General features: G+C 58.7%; 11 protein-coding genes. 8 read left to right on the forward strand and 3 right to left on the reverse strand.

Features of this window, described 5'->3' with window-relative positions; all coding sequences use genetic code 11:
• The first annotated feature begins 94 nt into the window (after positions 1-94).
• From QFW87_RS26830 to QFW87_RS26840, 3 genes are all read left to right on the forward strand, one after another.
• Positions 95-1,366: a YeaH/YhbH family protein gene (locus QFW87_RS26830; protein ID WP_033056219.1), complete on the forward strand. Its 1,272-nt coding sequence runs from the start codon at positions 95-97 to the stop codon at positions 1,364-1,366.
• Positions 1,363-2,925, forward strand: a complete 1,563-nt coding sequence (locus QFW87_RS26835) for a SpoVR family protein (RefSeq protein ID WP_283181908.1) — start codon at positions 1,363-1,365, stop codon at positions 2,923-2,925. The genes QFW87_RS26830 and QFW87_RS26835 overlap by 4 nt, the downstream gene beginning before the upstream one ends.
• A gap of 63 nt (positions 2,926-2,988) precedes the next feature.
• Positions 2,989-4,218 carry a multifunctional CCA addition/repair protein gene (locus tag QFW87_RS26840; RefSeq protein WP_283181909.1) on the forward strand — a complete coding sequence of 410 codons (1,230 nt, stop codon included), beginning with the start codon at positions 2,989-2,991 and terminating at the stop codon, positions 4,216-4,218.
• A 97-nt stretch (positions 4,219-4,315) separates the two neighbouring features.
• On the opposite strand, the gene folK is transcribed toward QFW87_RS26840, so the two are convergent.
• Positions 4,316-4,834 (reverse strand): 2-amino-4-hydroxy-6-hydroxymethyldihydropteridine diphosphokinase, encoded by a 519-nt coding sequence (folK, locus tag QFW87_RS26845; protein ID WP_283189256.1) that lies wholly within the window; start codon positions 4,832-4,834, stop codon positions 4,316-4,318.
• Entirely contained in the window at positions 4,825-5,181 is a 357-nt protein-coding gene (gene folB, locus QFW87_RS26850) for a dihydroneopterin aldolase (RefSeq protein ID WP_008008297.1), read from the reverse strand. The genes folK and folB overlap by 10 nt, the downstream gene beginning before the upstream one ends.
• Positions 5,182-5,255: 74 nt before the next feature.
• Here folB and plsY point away from each other — a divergent pair, with 74 nt between their 5' ends.
• On the forward strand, positions 5,256-5,825 hold the full coding sequence (plsY, locus tag QFW87_RS26855) for a glycerol-3-phosphate 1-O-acyltransferase PlsY (protein ID WP_283189257.1): 570 nt from the start codon (positions 5,256-5,258) through the stop codon (positions 5,823-5,825).
• Positions 5,826-5,860: 35 nt separating this feature from the next.
• On the opposite strand, the gene tsaD is transcribed toward plsY, so the two are convergent.
• Positions 5,861-6,886 carry a tRNA (adenosine(37)-N6)-threonylcarbamoyltransferase complex transferase subunit TsaD gene (tsaD, locus tag QFW87_RS26860; protein ID WP_046045367.1) on the reverse strand — a complete coding sequence of 342 codons (1,026 nt, stop codon included), beginning with the start codon at positions 6,884-6,886 and terminating at the stop codon, positions 5,861-5,863.
• 199 nt (positions 6,887-7,085) lie between these two features.
• On the opposite strand from tsaD, the gene rpsU reads away from it, so the two are divergent.
• From rpsU to QFW87_RS26880, 4 genes are all read left to right on the forward strand, one after another.
• The gene (gene rpsU / locus QFW87_RS26865; RefSeq protein WP_002551877.1) at positions 7,086-7,301 is read left to right on the forward strand and encodes a 30S ribosomal protein S21; all 216 of its coding nucleotides are present in this window, start codon (positions 7,086-7,088) and stop codon (positions 7,299-7,301) included.
• A gap of 482 nt (positions 7,302-7,783) precedes the next feature.
• Positions 7,784-9,751, forward strand: coding sequence for a DNA primase (dnaG, locus tag QFW87_RS26870; RefSeq protein WP_283189258.1), 1,968 nt, complete (start codon positions 7,784-7,786; stop codon positions 9,749-9,751).
• A gap of 67 nt (positions 9,752-9,818) precedes the next feature.
• Positions 9,819-11,669: an RNA polymerase sigma factor RpoD gene (rpoD, locus tag QFW87_RS26875; protein WP_283181913.1), complete on the forward strand. Its 1,851-nt coding sequence runs from the start codon at positions 9,819-9,821 to the stop codon at positions 11,667-11,669.
• 122 nt (positions 11,670-11,791) lie between these two features.
• Complete coding sequence (locus QFW87_RS26880) at positions 11,792-15,538, forward strand: EAL domain-containing protein (RefSeq protein WP_283189259.1); 3,747 nt, start codon at positions 11,792-11,794, stop codon at positions 15,536-15,538.
• Positions 15,539-15,540: the final 2 nt, after the last annotated feature.

The following is a 15,540-nucleotide window of genomic DNA, read 5'->3' on the forward strand; positions in this document are numbered from 1 at the left end:
CGTCCAAAAGCGCTTGGGGGAGCGTGACATCCCTTGGCTCGGCCGATGCTGCATAACCGCTCGCCCCTTTCAGGACAGCTTCTAAGGAGCAGTCATGAGCTATGTGATCGACCGACGTCTCAATGGCAAGAACAAGAGCACGGTGAACCGTCAGCGGTTTCTGCGGCGTTACCGTGATCACATCAAAAAGGCTGTCGAAGAGGCGGTCAGCCGGCGCTCCATTACCGATATGGAGCACGGCGAACAGATCAGCATCCCCGGTCGCGACATTGACGAGCCGGTGCTTCACCACGGTCGCGGTGGCAAGCAGACCGTCGTGCACCCGGGCAACAAGGAGTTCACCAGCGGCGAGCACATTGCCCGTCCGCCCGGAGGTGGCGGTGGCAGAGGCCCCGGCAAGGCCGGCAACTCAGGCGAAGGGATGGACGAATTCGTCTTCCAGATCACCCAGGAGGAATTCCTCGAATTCATGTTCGAGGACCTTGAGCTGCCGAACCTGGTCAAGCGCAACCTGACCGGCACCGACACCTTCAAGACCGTTCGTGCCGGGATCAGTAACGAGGGCAATCCGTCGCGGATCAACATCATCCGCACCTTGCGCTCGGCCCATGCACGGCGAATCGCCCTGTCTGGCAGCAGCCGGGCAAAATTACGCGAAGCCAAAGAAGAACTGCTGCGACTCAAGCGTGATGAGCCAGACAACTTCGGTGATATTCAGGAAGTCGAAGCAGAAATCGAAAAACTCAGTGCGCGCATTCATCGCGTACCGTTCCTCGATACCTTCGACCTCAAGTACAACCTGCTCATCAAGCAACCCAACCCCAGTTCCAAAGCGGTGATGTTCTGCTTGATGGACGTGTCCGGCTCCATGACCCAAGCGACCAAGGACATCGCCAAGCGTTTCTTTATCCTGCTGTACCTGTTTCTCAAGCGTAACTACGACAAGATCGACGTCGTGTTCATCCGCCACCACACCAGTGCCAGGGAAGTGGATGAAGAGGAGTTTTTCTATTCTCGCGAAACCGGCGGCACCATCGTTTCCAGCGCCTTGAAACTGATGCAGGAGATCATGGCCGAACGCTACCCGAGCAATGAGTGGAACATCTATGCCGCCCAGGCCTCCGACGGCGATAACTGGAACGACGACTCGCCAATCTGCCGCGACATTCTGATCAACCAGATCATGCCGTTCGTGCAGTACTACACTTACGTTGAGATCACCCCGCGCGAACATCAGGCCTTGTGGTTCGAGTACGAACGCATCGCCGAAGCCTTCTCTGACACTTTTGCCCAGCAACAACTGGTCTCGGCCGGGGATATCTATCCGGTCTTCCGTGAACTCTTCCAGCGCAGGTTAGTGACATGACCGCCAAAGAGCAGAAGCGCCAACCCATTTCCACCGGCTCCGAATGGACGTTCGAGCTGATTCAGGCCTACGACAAAGAAATCAGTCGTCTGGCGGCTCGCTACGCGCTCGATACTTACCCTAACCAGATCGAAGTGATCACCGCCGAGCAGATGATGGACGCCTACGCCTCCGTCGGCATGCCGCTGGGTTATCACCATTGGTCCTACGGCAAACATTTCCTCAGCACCGAGAAATCCTACACTCGCGGCCAGATGGGGCTAGCGTACGAAATCGTGATCAACTCGGACCCGTGCATCGCCTATTTGATGGAAGAAAACACCATCTGCATGCAGGCTTTAGTCGTCGCCCATGCCTGCTACGGGCATAACAGCTTTTTCAAAGGCAACTACCTGTTCCGCACCTGGACTGACGCCAGTTCGATCATCGATTACCTGGTCTTCGCCAAGCAATACATCATGCAGTGCGAAGAGCGCCACGGTATCGACGCGGTCGAGGACCTGCTGGATTCCTGCCACGCCCTGATGAACTATGGGGTCGATCGCTACAAACGCCCATATCCGATTTCCGCCGAAGAAGAACGTCGCCGGCAAAAGGATCGGGAAGAGCATTTGCAGAAACAAATCAACGATCTGTGGCGGACCATTCCAAAAGGTGCGGACAAGTACAGCGACAAGGACAACGCGCGCTTCCCCGCAGAACCTCAGGAAAATATCCTCTACTTCATCGAAAAACACGCACCACTGCTGGAGCCATGGCAGCGGGAAATCGTGCGGATCGTGCGCAAGATCGCTCAGTATTTCTACCCGCAACGTCAGACTCAGGTGATGAACGAGGGGTGGGCCACGTTCTGGCATTACACCCTGATGAACGACCTGTATGACGAAGGCCTGGTGACCGACGGCTTCATGATGGAGTTTTTGACGTCCCACACCAGCGTGGTCTATCAACCCGGCTTCGACAGCCCCTACTACAACGGCATCAACCCCTACACCCTGGGTTTTGCCATGTACCGGGACATTCGCCGCATGTGTGAACACCCGACCGAAGAGGACTACCGCTGGTTCCCTGAGATTGCCGGCACCGACTGGCTGTCGAGCATCAAGTTCGCCATGAGCAGCTTCAAGGATGAAAGTTTCATCCTGCAGTACCTGTCACCCCAGGTGATCCGTGACCTGAAGTTGTTCAGCATTCTTGATGACGACCAGAAGGACGATCTGCTGGTCCCGGCCATTCATGACGAAGGTGGCTACCGCATCATCCGTGAAACCCTGGCGGCGCAGTACAACCTCGGCAATCGTGAACCCAACGTGCAGATCTACAGCATCGACCGGCGTGGTGACCGCTCGCTGACCTTGCGTCACCAGCAACACGACCGCAAACCGCTGGGCGAGTCCACCGAGGAAGTGCTCAAACACCTGCACCGCCTCTGGGGCTTCGACATTCACCTGGAAACCCTGCAAGGGGACCAAGTGATGAAAGTCCATCACGTTCCACCCAGAAGTGAACACGCCGAGGGGGATTACGGCCGGTTGGACCTGGCTGTCATCCATCTTTGATCCTGTTTCTGCCTCCGGAGGTTCGACGCAAAGGTTATTCTGTCGAGCTAACGGAGGTTTTTTATGCAGATTTATAAAGTCGGCGGTGCGGTACGCGATCGCCTGCTGGGCAAGCCTGTCACCGACATCGACTGGGTTGTGGTTGGCGCCACCAGTGAAGAAATGCTCGCCAAGGGCTTTCGCCCGGTGGGTGCGGATTTCCCGGTTTTTCTTCACCCCAAAAACGGTGAGGAATACGCCCTCGCCCGGACCGAGCGCAAAAGCGGACGCGGTTACGGCGGCTTTACCTTTCACGCCAGCCCCGAAGTCACCCTCGAAGAAGACCTGATCCGTCGTGACCTGACCATCAATGCCATGGCTGAAGACGATCAACAGAACCTGACCGATCCTTACCACGGCCAGCGCGATCTCGAGGCGCGCTTGCTTCGTCACGTCTCCCCCGCGTTCGCCGAAGATCCGCTCCGGGTTCTGCGCGTTGCCCGCTTCGCAGCTCGTTATGCGGGGCTCGGTTTCACCGTGGCGCCGGAGACACTGGAACTGATGCGCCAACTCAGTGAATCAGGTGAACTGGAAGCTTTGACCGCCGAACGCAGCTGGAAGGAAATTTCCCGCGCCCTGATGGAAGATCAGCCACAGGTGTTCATCGAAGTGCTGCGCGAGTGTGGCGCTCTCAAGGTATTGATGCCGGAAGTCGATGCCCTGTTCGGCATACCGCAACCGGAAGCCCACCACCCGGAAATCGACACAGGCGTGCACACTTTGAGCGTGCTGGAGCAAGCGGCGCGGCACAAACAACTACTCACCGTGCGCTGGGCCTGCCTGCTGCACGACCTCGGCAAGGGACTGACGCCCGAGGAGGAGTGGCCGCGACACATTGCTCATGAGCACAAGGGCTTGAAGCTGATTAAAGCGGTCAACGAACGCTTCAAGGCGCCGAAGGACTGTCAGGAGCTGGCACTACTGGTGGGCAAATATCACACCCACGGCCATCGCGCCCTGGAGCTGAAGCCGTCGACTTTGCTGGAGTTGCTGCAAAGTTTTGACGTTTACCGTCGGCCGCAGCGGTTCGAGGAATTTATCGCGGCGTGCGAGATGGACGCGCGTGGACGTAAAGGGCTGGAGCAGCGAAGTTACCCACAGGCTGATTATTTGCGGGGGGCGGCGAATGCTGCTCGGACCGTAGCGGTTCAGCCGTTGCTGGAAAAAGGATTCAAAGGGCCGGAGTTGGGTGAGGCGATCAAGCGAGAGCGGCTCAAGGCACTGAAGGCCTACAAAGAGGCGGCGTCTGCCTGAAAAGCTTCGCGGGCAAGTCGGATCGCCGCACCGCTCGCTCCTACAGGTAATATGGCCCATGTAGGAGCGAGGCTTGCCCGCGAAGGCGTCATCCGCCTCACAACAAATTCGATGGGGTCAACTGCTCACCGCGCCACTCAAACGCCACCGGCGCCAACACCTGATCAATCTGTGCCTCGTCCCATAACGTCGCAAAGCTCTTGCCTACACCCGGATGCACGCGATCCGGCGCAATCAGCGACAACGGCCACAGCACGAAGGCATTTTTCAGAATTTCTGCCCGCGGCAGGATCAAGCCATCGAAGTTGCCCACCAGATCGCCGAACAGCAGCACGTCGATATCCAGCGGCAAACCCTTGCGGTCCGGCGCATAACGGCCATTGTCCGCCTCGATGATTTTCAGCCGGCGATCCAGCTCCATCAGCGGCAAATCGGTGAAAGCCGACACCACAAAATTGAAGAATGGCCCGCTCTTGATCCCCACCGACTGGCTTTCGAACACCGCAGAGCAGCGTATATCCACCAGGAAGCCTGCCAGGGCTTCAAGGCCAGCCTGCAAATGGGATTCGCGCTCGATATTGCTACCAAGCCCGAGAAACACCTGAGTCAGCGACATCCGCGCTCGATCTCCACGCCCACACCACCCGTGGCAGCCGGGATGGCGCCTGGCTTGGTCAGTTTGAGGCGCATCCAGGTGATGTTGAATTCGCTCATCAGCACTTCAGCCAGACGCTCGGCGAAGGTCTCGACCAGCTGGAACTGCGCCTGCTCGGCAAAAGCCTGGATGCGCGACGACACACTGGCGTAATCGAGCGCCAGCGTCAGGTCGTCACCGGCGGCGGCCGGGCGATTATCCCAGGCGAAACTCAGATCAAGACGCAAGCACTGTCGGATGCCTCGCTCCCAGTCGTAGGCACCAATCACGGTGTCGACTTCCAGGCCCTCGATAAACACTCTGTCCAAGCACTTTTCTCCGCTGCACGACAAGGGCGCAATGCGCCGTTAGAATCAGGGCGTCCTCGCCCGGAATAGTTAGCATGTTTTGGTTACTGGCGACCCTCGCCTACCTGCTCGGCTCTCTGTCCTTCGCCATTTTGCTCAGCCGCCTGACCGGTAACCCCGATCCGCGAATGAGTGGCTCGGGCAATGCCGGTGCCACCAACATGTTGCGCCTGGCCGGCAAAAAACTCGCCGTCCTGACCTTGATCGGGGACCTCTTCAAAGGCCTGCTACCCGTACTGATCGCCGGCGCTGCGGGCCTTTCGCTTCAAGAACAGGCCTGGATCGGCGTCTGTGCCGTCATCGGTCACCTGTTCCCGTTGTACTTTCGCTTTCGCGGTGGCAAGGGTGTCGCCACCTCTGCCGGCATGCTGTTGGGGCTTTACCCGCCCGCCGCACTGCTGGCGGTCTGCGCCTGGCTGCTGACGTTCTACCTGACTCGCACCAGCTCACTGGCGGCCTTGATCGCCACACCGCTGACCCTGCCGCTGCTGGCCTGGCAAGAACCGGCGGCACTGCTGCCCATGAGCGCACTCACGGGACTGATCGTCTGGCGCCATCGGGGCAATCTACGCGACCTGTTTGCCGGGCGCGAACGGCATTTTTAATTACCGGGCAAGAGCGCGACTCATCCCGCACATCATCACAGCGCCGACAATTGCTCCATCGGCCAACGCGCCTGCACGCTGATCGCCAGGCTTTCATGCTGACCGGCCTGCAAACGCTGGCAGCCGGCAAAGGCAATCATCGCGCCGTTGTCGGTGCAGAACTCCGGACGGGCATAAAAAACATCGCCCTTCATGTCGCCGAGCATCTTCTCCAGTGAAGTACGCAGTGCCTTGTTGGCGCTGACGCCGCCAGCGATCACCAGACGCTTCATACCGGCCTGTTTCAGGGCACGCTTGCACTTGATGGTCAAAGTCTCTACCACGGCCTGTTGGAACGCCAGCGAGATGTCGCAACGGGCTTGCTCGCTGTCGTCCCCGGCGCTGACGCTCTGCTGCCAGGTGTTCAGGGCGAAGGTTTTCAAGCCACTGAAACTGAAAGCCAGGCCCGGACGGTCGCACATCGGACGCGGGAAAGTGAAACGTCCTGCAACCCCTTGCTCCGCCAGCCGAGCGATTTCCGGACCACCCGGATAATTGAGGCCCATCATCTTCGCGGTCTTGTCAAAAGCCTCACCGGCGGCATCGTCGAGGGTCTCGCCCAAGAGCGTGTATTGACCGATCCCGTCGACCTGAACCAGCTGCGTATGACCGCCAGACACCAACAAAGCGACGAACGGGAATTCCGGTGGTTGCGACTCCAGCATCGGCGCCAGCAGGTGACCTTCCATGTGGTGCACACCCAGCGCCGGAATACCCCAGGCGAAGGCCAGCGCCTGAGCGCAAGAGGCGCCCACCAGCAAGGCACCGACCAGGCCAGGACCCGCGGTATAAGCGATGGCGTCGATCTCGGTCGGCACACAGTCAGCTTCGGCCAACACCTGACGAATCAAGGGCAGCATGCGTTTGACATGGTCACGCGAGGCCAGCTCCGGCACGACCCCGCCATAGGCGCGGTGCAGGTCGATCTGGCTGAACAGCGCGTCGGCCAGCAGGCCGCGTTCACTGTCATATAATGCGACACCGGTTTCGTCGCAGGAGGTTTCTAATCCCAGTACTAGCATGGGTTTGCGCCTTGTTTAGGCTGAATTCGAAGGCGCGCATAATAGTCGCCATGGGATGCCCCGACTAGCGGTTTTCGATCAGAGGCTTTGCATTCCGAGCGATGAGGAGTTAACATCCGCAACCCTTAAAAACCGACGTCTTCAAGTGCTCTTTTGCCACGAGGATGTTGACCCCGGTAATGAATGAAGGTAGCTCTGGATGCCAGCCGTCAAAGTAAAAGAGAACGAACCCTTCGACGTAGCTCTGCGTCGTTTCAAGCGCTCCTGCGAAAAAGCCGGTGTACTGGCTGAAGTTCGTAGCCGCGAATTCTACGAGAAGCCTACTTCTGAGCGTAAGCGCAAAGCAGCAGCCGCTGTTAAGCGTCACGCCAAGAAAGTTCAGCGCGAACAGCGCCGCGCAGTTCGTCTGTACTAATACACAGACGTTCGTAGCAAGCTTCTGCCAAGCCCGGCCCTCAGCCGGGCTAATGGCATTTGCGGACAACGCTTGATGTTTCACCGTCAAAGCCGCAGACGCGACCGAGACAAATCTGCTTCACAGCGTCAGACCTGGCTCTTTTGCCAGCGGTGCACGTCTTTTCTGACGAGCCTTCCAAGGCTACTGACGAGCACACCCACTGATTCCTCTCACGACGATCAGCCCAAGGCACCTTCTTGCGTGCCAGCTTATGAGCTATCCGAGGCCATCGACAGGCCGCAGCGGATTTCAGCGCAACACTTTCAAATAGTCGAATACTGATTGGTACTAACGTCAGTGGATTTTCGGCAGATACACTTCCCGACAGCGATTACGCAGACGACACTGGTCGAGCCGCACATTTTGCGCGCCTCAAACAACGACCCGCGCTCAGCCGCTCTTCGTTTCGGATCCATTGCAGCGCAGATGACGAGAACGCCATGGCCGGGCTAATTCCCCAGAGCTTCATTGACGACCTTCTGAACCGCACCGACATCGTCGATGTGGTCAGCTCGCGCCTGCAAATGAAAAAGGCTGGCAAGAATTACACCGCCTGCTGCCCGTTTCACAAAGAGAAAACCCCCTCCTTCAGCGTCAGCCCCGACAAGCAGTTCTATTATTGCTTTGGCTGCGGCGCTGGCGGCAACGCCCTCGGCTTCATGATGGACCACGACAATCTGGATTTCGTCCAGGCTGTCGAAGAACTGGCCAAAGCCGCCGGCATGGAAATCCCCCGCGAAGAAAGCGGACGGCCGCACAAACCGCGGCAGCCGACCGATTCGCCGCTCTACCCGCTACTCACCGCCGCCGCCGACTTTTACCGCCAGGCACTGAAAAGCCATCCATCGCGAAAAGCAGCCGTGGATTACTTGAAAGGTCGCGGACTGACCGGCGAAATCGCCCGAGACTTCGGCCTCGGCTTTGCCCCGCCTGGCTGGGACAATCTGTTCAAGCACTTGAGCAGCGACACCCTGCAACAGAAAGCCATGATCGATGCCGGCCTGCTGATCGAGAACGCCGAAACCGGCAAACGCTATGACCGCTTTCGCGATCGCGTGATGTTCCCGATCCGCGACAGCCGCGGGCGAATCATCGCCTTCGGCGGCCGGGTATTGGGCGACGACAAGCCGAAATACCTGAACTCACCGGAAACCCCGGTATTCCATAAGGGCCAGGAACTCTACGGCCTTTATGAAGCACGCAAGAACAACCGCAACCTCGACGAAATCATCGTCGTCGAAGGCTACATGGATGTTATCGCCCTCGCCCAACAAGGCCTGCGCAATGCTGTCGCGACTCTGGGCACCGCCACCAGCGAAGAGCACTTGAAGCGCCTGTTTCGCGTCGTGCCCAACGTGCTGTTCTGTTTCGACGGAGATCAGGCAGGTCGAAATGCCGCCTGGCGGGCATTGGAGGCAGCGCTGCCGAGTCTGCAGGACGGGCGGCGCGCACGCTTTCTGTTCCTCCCCGAAGGCGAAGACCCGGACACGCTGGTCCGCTCCGAAGGCACCGATGCCTTCCGCGCACGGATCAACCAGCATGCCCAACCATTGGCGGATTATTTTTTTCAACAGCTTACCGAGGAATCGGACCCGCGCTCGCTCGAAGGCAAAGCCCACATGGCCACCCTCGCCGCGCCGCTGATCGACAAAGTCCCCGGGGCGAACCTGCGCATCCTGATGCGTCAGCGCCTGACCGAAATTACCGGGCTTAGCGGTGAAGCCGTGAGCCAACTGGTACAAAGTGCACCTCAGGAAGCACCGCCGGCGTACGACCCGGGCATCGATTACGACGCCATGCCCGATTACAGCGACTACCATCAGCCGCAGGCACAAGAGATGTATGTGCCGCAACAGGATTGGACGCCGAAGAAACCCGGCGCCGGCGGCAAAAAATGGGACAAAAAACCGTGGGACAAAAACGGCAAACGCGGTGGTGATCACGATCAACCCCGCGCGCCACGGGTGCCGGCCGCTGTAGAACCGCCGACCCTGGCCGCCTTGCGCACGCTGTTGCATCACCCGCAATTGGCCGAGAAAGTCGAGGATGCCGGGCACTTTGCTGCAGAGGATCACACCAACACGCAATTACTGGTGGCCCTTCTCGAAGCCGTCCAGAAGAATCCCAAGCTAAACTCATTTCAGTTGATTGCACGCTGGCACGGTACGGAGCAAGGACGTTTGCTCAAGGCGCTGGCGGAAAAGGAATGGCTGATTGACGGAGATAACCTTGAACAACAGTTTTTCGACACCATTACTAGCTTGTCAGCCCGCCAACGCGAGCGAAACCTGGAACAACTTCTCAGGAAAGCACGTCAAAGTGAACTGAGTGCCGAAGAGAAAAATCAACTGCGCGACCTATTAAGTCGCAATGTTTCCGCAACAAGCCCGACCTCAACTGGCGCGTGAGGTCATAGCTCAGGTATAATCCTCGGCTTGTTTTTTGCCCGCCAAGACCTTCAGTGGATAGGGTGTTATGTCCGGAAAAGCGCAACAGCAGTCTCGTATCAAAGAGTTGATCACACTTGGTCGTGAGCAGGGTTACCTGACTTACGCGGAGGTCAACGACCACCTGCCGGAGGATATTTCAGATCCGGAACAGGTGGAAGACATCATCCGCATGATCAATGACATGGGGATCAACGTATTCGAGGTTGCGCCAGATAAGGATTCCCTTATGCTGGCCGACGCCGATACCGACGAAGCCGCGGCCGAAGAGGCAGCAGCAGCGTTGGCAGCGGTCGAGACCGACATTGGTCGCACTACCGACCCAGTGCGCATGTACATGCGTGAAATGGGTACGGTAGAGCTCCTCACACGTGAAGGCGAAATCGAAATCGCCAAACGTATTGAAGAGGGCATCCGTGAAGTGATGGGCGCAATTGCGCACTTCCCTGGCACGGTTGACCATATTCTCTCCGAGTACACTCGCGTCACCACCGAAGGTGGCCGCCTGTCCGACGTCCTGAGCGGTTATATCGACCCGGACGACGGCATTGCGCCGCCTGCTGCAGAAGTGCCGCCGCCTGTCGACCCGAAAGCCGTGAAAGCGGACGACGACACCGACGACGACGACGCTGAAGCCAGCACTGACGACGAAGAAGAAGCCGAAAGCGGTCCGGACCCGGTCATCGCTGCACAGCGCTTTGGTGCTGTCTCCGATCAGATGGAAGTCACCCGCAAGGCGCTGAAAAAGCACGGTCGTGGCAACAAGCTGGCAATTGCCGAGCTGGTGCTTCTGGCTGAGCTGTTCATGCCGATCAAACTGGTTCCGAAGCAATTCGAAGGCCTGGTCGAGCGTGTTCGCAGTGCCCTGGATCGTCTGCGTCAGCAAGAGCGCGCGATCATGCAACTGTGCGTTCGTGATGCCCGCATGCCGCGTGCCGACTTCCTCCGCCAGTTCCCGGGCAACGAAGTTGACGAAAGCTGGACCGACGCACTGGCCAAAGGCAAAAGCAAATACGCTGAAGCCATTGGTCGCCTGCAACCGGACATCATTCGTTGCCAGCAGAAGCTGACCGCACTGCAAACCGAAACCGGTTTGACGATCGCCGAGATCAAGGACATCAACCGTCGCATGTCGATCGGTGAGGCCAAGGCCCGCCGCGCGAAGAAAGAGATGGTAGAAGCGAACTTGCGTCTGGTGATCTCCATCGCCAAGAAGTACACCAACCGTGGTCTGCAATTCCTCGATCTGATCCAGGAAGGCAACATCGGTTTGATGAAAGCGGTAGACAAGTTCGAATACCGTCGCGGCTACAAATTCTCGACTTATGCCACCTGGTGGATCCGTCAGGCGATCACTCGCTCGATCGCCGACCAGGCCCGCACCATCCGTATTCCGGTGCACATGATCGAGACGATCAACAAGCTCAACCGCATTTCCCGCCAGATGTTGCAGGAAATGGGTCGCGAACCGACCCCGGAAGAGCTGGGCGAACGCATGGAAATGCCTGAGGACAAGATCCGCAAGGTATTGAAGATCGCTAAAGAGCCGATCTCCATGGAAACCCCGATCGGTGATGACGAAGACTCCCATTTGGGTGACTTCATCGAAGACTCGACCATGCAGTCGCCGATCGATGTCGCCACTGTTGAGAGCCTTAAAGAAGCGACTCGCGAAGTTCTGTCCGGCCTCACTGCCCGTGAAGCCAAGGTTCTGCGCATGCGCTTCGGTATCGACATGAATACCGACCACACCCTCGAGGAGGTTGGTAAGCAGTTCGACGTGACCCGTGAACGGATTCGTCAGATCGAAGCCAAGGCGCTGCGCAAGCTGCGCCACCCGACGAGAAGCGAGCATTTGCGCTCCTTCCTCGACGAGTAACAACTAAACCCCCGGCCCAGGCCGGGGGTTTTGCTTTTATACAGATTAAATCCCCCGCACCTCCCTCCCTCCGAATTGCCCGTCTACACTCGAAACATTCCCCGAGCCATAACGAGACCGTTATGCCCAGACTGCCGACCGTGCTTTTTTTGCTGTCGCTATTGACCTGGACCGCAACGGCTGGCGCGCTGACTCTGACCGACGAAGAACGTAGCTGGCTGGCGGCTCACCCGGACTTGCGCCTGGGTGTCGATGCGTCATGGCCACCCTTCGAGTTTCGCGACGATCAGGGCCGTTATCAGGGCCTTGCGGCGGACTATATCGACCGGATCCGTCAACGCCTGGCCATCAAGCTCACGCCCATCGAGCCCGTCAGCTGGACCGTCGTCCTGGAGCAGGCAAAACAAGCCAAGCTGGACCTGTTGCCCGGCATCATGTCGACCCCGGAGCGCCAGACTTACCTGTCATTCACCCGCCCCTACCTGGACTTTCCGATTGTCATCCTTGCCCATGTCGGAGGCGCCCAGCCACGCAAACTCGAAGACCTGTACGGGCTGAAAGTCGCCGTGGTGGAAAACTACGCACCCCACGAGCTGTTACGCACCCACAATCCCGACCTCAACCTGGTGGCGATGCCTAACGTCAGCTCAGCGCTGCAGGCGCTGGCTACCGATGAAGTGGATGCGGTGGTCGGCGATCTCGCCTCCAGCGTCTGGAGCCTGCGTCAGCTCAAGCTCGACGGGCTCTACGTCAGCGGCGAAACCCCCTATCGCTATCAATTGGCGATGGGCGTGCCCCGGGACAACAAGATACTGGTCGGCATTCTGGATAAAGTCCTGGCGGACATGACCACGGACGAAATCAATGAGATTCAGGAGCACTGGGTCGGCAACGTCCTCGATCATCGAACATTCTGGAACGATCTGCTGGTTTACGGTCTGCCGGGATTGCTGCTGCTGATCATCGTGCTGGCGATGGTTATCCGGATCAACCGCCGGCTGAGTTCAGAAATTGCCCGCCGGGTCGACCTGGAGCAAGAACTGCGCAGCAGCGAATACCACTACCGCGGGCTGGTGGAGAGCCTTTCGGCCATTGCCTGGGAAGCGCGGATCAGCGATTTCACCTACAGCTATGTGTCCCCCCATGCCGAGGATCTGCTCGGTTACCCCTTGTCTCATTGGCTGGTTCCGGGCTTCTGGCGCAACATTATCCACCCGGCCGACCTGACCCGCGCCCAGACCTTCTGCGATCGCGAAGTATTGGCCGGACGCGATCACAGCCTCGATTACCGGGTCATAACCGCCGATGGCCGCTGCATTTGGGTGCGCGATATCGTCAGCCTGATCGAGCACGGCCATGAACCGGTGATGCGCGGGCTGATGATCGACATCAGCGAAGCCAAGCGCACTGAAGAGGCGTTGCGCCTGTCGGAACAGAAGTTCGCCTCGGTGTTCCAGCAATGCCCGGACATTCTAGTCATCGCGCGACTCTCCGACGGCTGCCTGCTGGAGGTCAACGAAGCGTTCGAAGAACAGATCGGTCTCAAGGCCGAAGACGTCATCGGCCAGACGGCCACCGACCTGAACATCTGGGGCATACCCGCCGTCGGGCCTGGCTTGTTGCAACGGTTGCAGGCCGGCAGCATCCGTAACCTGGAGATGCCCTTTCGCCGCAACAATGGCCAAGTGTTTACCGGCCTGATCTCCGCTGAACCGTTCGACCTCGATACAACCCCTGCGCTGGTCGTGGTCGTGCGGGACATCAGCCAGCTCAAGGAAACCCAGAAACAGCTGCAAACCTCCGAAGAGAAATTCGCCAAGGCCTTCCATGCCTCACCCGACGGCTTGCTATTGTCCCGGCAGAGCGACGGCTTACTGCTAGAGGTCAACGAGGGTTTCAGTCGCATTACCGGTTTCAACAGCGCGATGTCCGTGGATCGCTCCGTCCTCGATCTGGGGATCTGGGTCAATCTCAACGAACGCAAACAGATGCTCGATTTGCTGCACCGGGACGGCTTCGTCCGCGACTTCAGTTGCCATATACGCCGCAGCGACGGGCAGATCCGCCTCTGCGAGGTGTCCAGCCGTCCGCTGCCGATCGGCGATGAAGACTGCATGTTGACCATCGCCCGGGACATCACCGAGCGACACCTGATGCAGGAGAAGCTGCAGCAGGCCGCCACGGTATTCGAGAGCACCGCCGAAGGTGTATTGATCACCGACACTCAACAGCACATCAGCGCGGTCAACCGTGCGTTTACCAAAATCACCGGCTACAGCGAGAGCGAAGCATTGGGCCACACCCCTCGCCTACTCGCCTCGGGCCTGCACGACAGCGCGTTTTATGCCGCCATGTGGCATCAACTGACCGCCGAAGGTCATTGGCAGGGCGAAATTTCCAACCGGCGCAAGAATGGCGAGCTCTATCCGAGCTGGCTGACCATCAGTGCGGTGCGCAACCGGGACAGATTCGTCACCCACTTTGTCGCGGTGTTCGCAGACATTTCCAGCCTCAAACACGCCCAGGCCAAGCTCGATTACCAGGCACATCACGACCCGCTGACCGGTCTGCCGAATCGCACGCTGTTCGAGAGCCGATTGCTGACCGCGCTCAACAACCAACAGGAAAACGGCGGCCAGGGCGCGGTGTTGTTCCTGGACCTGGACCGTTTCAAACACATCAACGACAGCCTGGGTCACCCGGTCGGTGACCTCCTGCTCAAGGGCATTGCCGTGCGCCTCAAGGAGCAGTTGCGCGACATCGACACCGTGGCGCGCCTGGGCGGCGACGAATTCATCATCTTGTTGCCCGGGCTTCAGCAATCCAGTGACGCCGACAACATTGCGACCAAATTGCTCAATTGCTTCGGCGCACCGTTCCAGGCTGGCGAACATGAGTTTTTTATCAGCGCCAGTATCGGCACCAGCCTATATCCCAAGGATGGCTGCGACGTCGCCACGCTGGTCAAGAACGCCGACGCGGCGATGTACCGCTCAAAAGCCAAGGGTCGCAACCGGGTTGAAAGCTACACCCGCGATCTCACCGCTCAAGCCAGCGAGCGAGTGGCACTGGAGCATGAACTACGACGCGCTATCGAGCGCAACGAACTGCACCTCCATTATCAACCGAAGATCAGCCTGGTCGACCATCGCCTGGTCGGAGCAGAAGCGCTCATTCGCTGGCGCCACCCGACCTTCGGCGATGTGCCACCGGAGCACTTCATTCCGCTGGCCGAAGAAAACGGCATGATCCTGCAAATCGGCGATTGGGTTCTCGAAACCGCCTGCCGGCAGATGTTCGAGTGGAATCAGGTTTACGAGCCCGTCGGCCCGCTGTCGGTCAACCTCGCGGGCGCTCAGTTGCGCCAGCCGAACCTGCTCGGCCGGATCGAACAATTGCTCAAGGACAACCGCCTCAAACCCGGTTTCCTGCAACTGGAAATTACTGAAAACTTCATCATGAGCCAGGCTGAAGAGGCGCTGGCAGTGCTGCATCAACTCAAACACCTGGGTGTGCAACTGGCGATCGACGACTTCGGCACCGGTTACTCGTCCCTGAGTTACCTCAAACGTCTGCCACTGGACATTCTCAAGATCGACCAGTCTTTCGTCCGCGGCCTGCCGGATGATCCCCACGACGCAGCCATCGTTCGCGCCATCATCGCCCTGGGCCGCAGCATGCAATTCACCATCATTGCCGAGGGCGTGGAAACCCTCGCACAGCAGCAATTCCTCGCTGCCGAAGGCTGTGAACAGATCCAGGGCTATATCGTCAGCCTGCCCTTGCCACCGGAAGAATTTGCCGCGACGTTTCTTCGTATAGCCATTTCAGACTTTTCGGATAGCACAGCCGAGAAACCGTCGCTATAATC

This window comes from Pseudomonas sp. PMCC200344, assembly GCF_030053095.1.
Classification (GTDB): Bacteria; Pseudomonadota; Gammaproteobacteria; order Pseudomonadales; family Pseudomonadaceae; genus Aquipseudomonas; species Aquipseudomonas svalbardensis.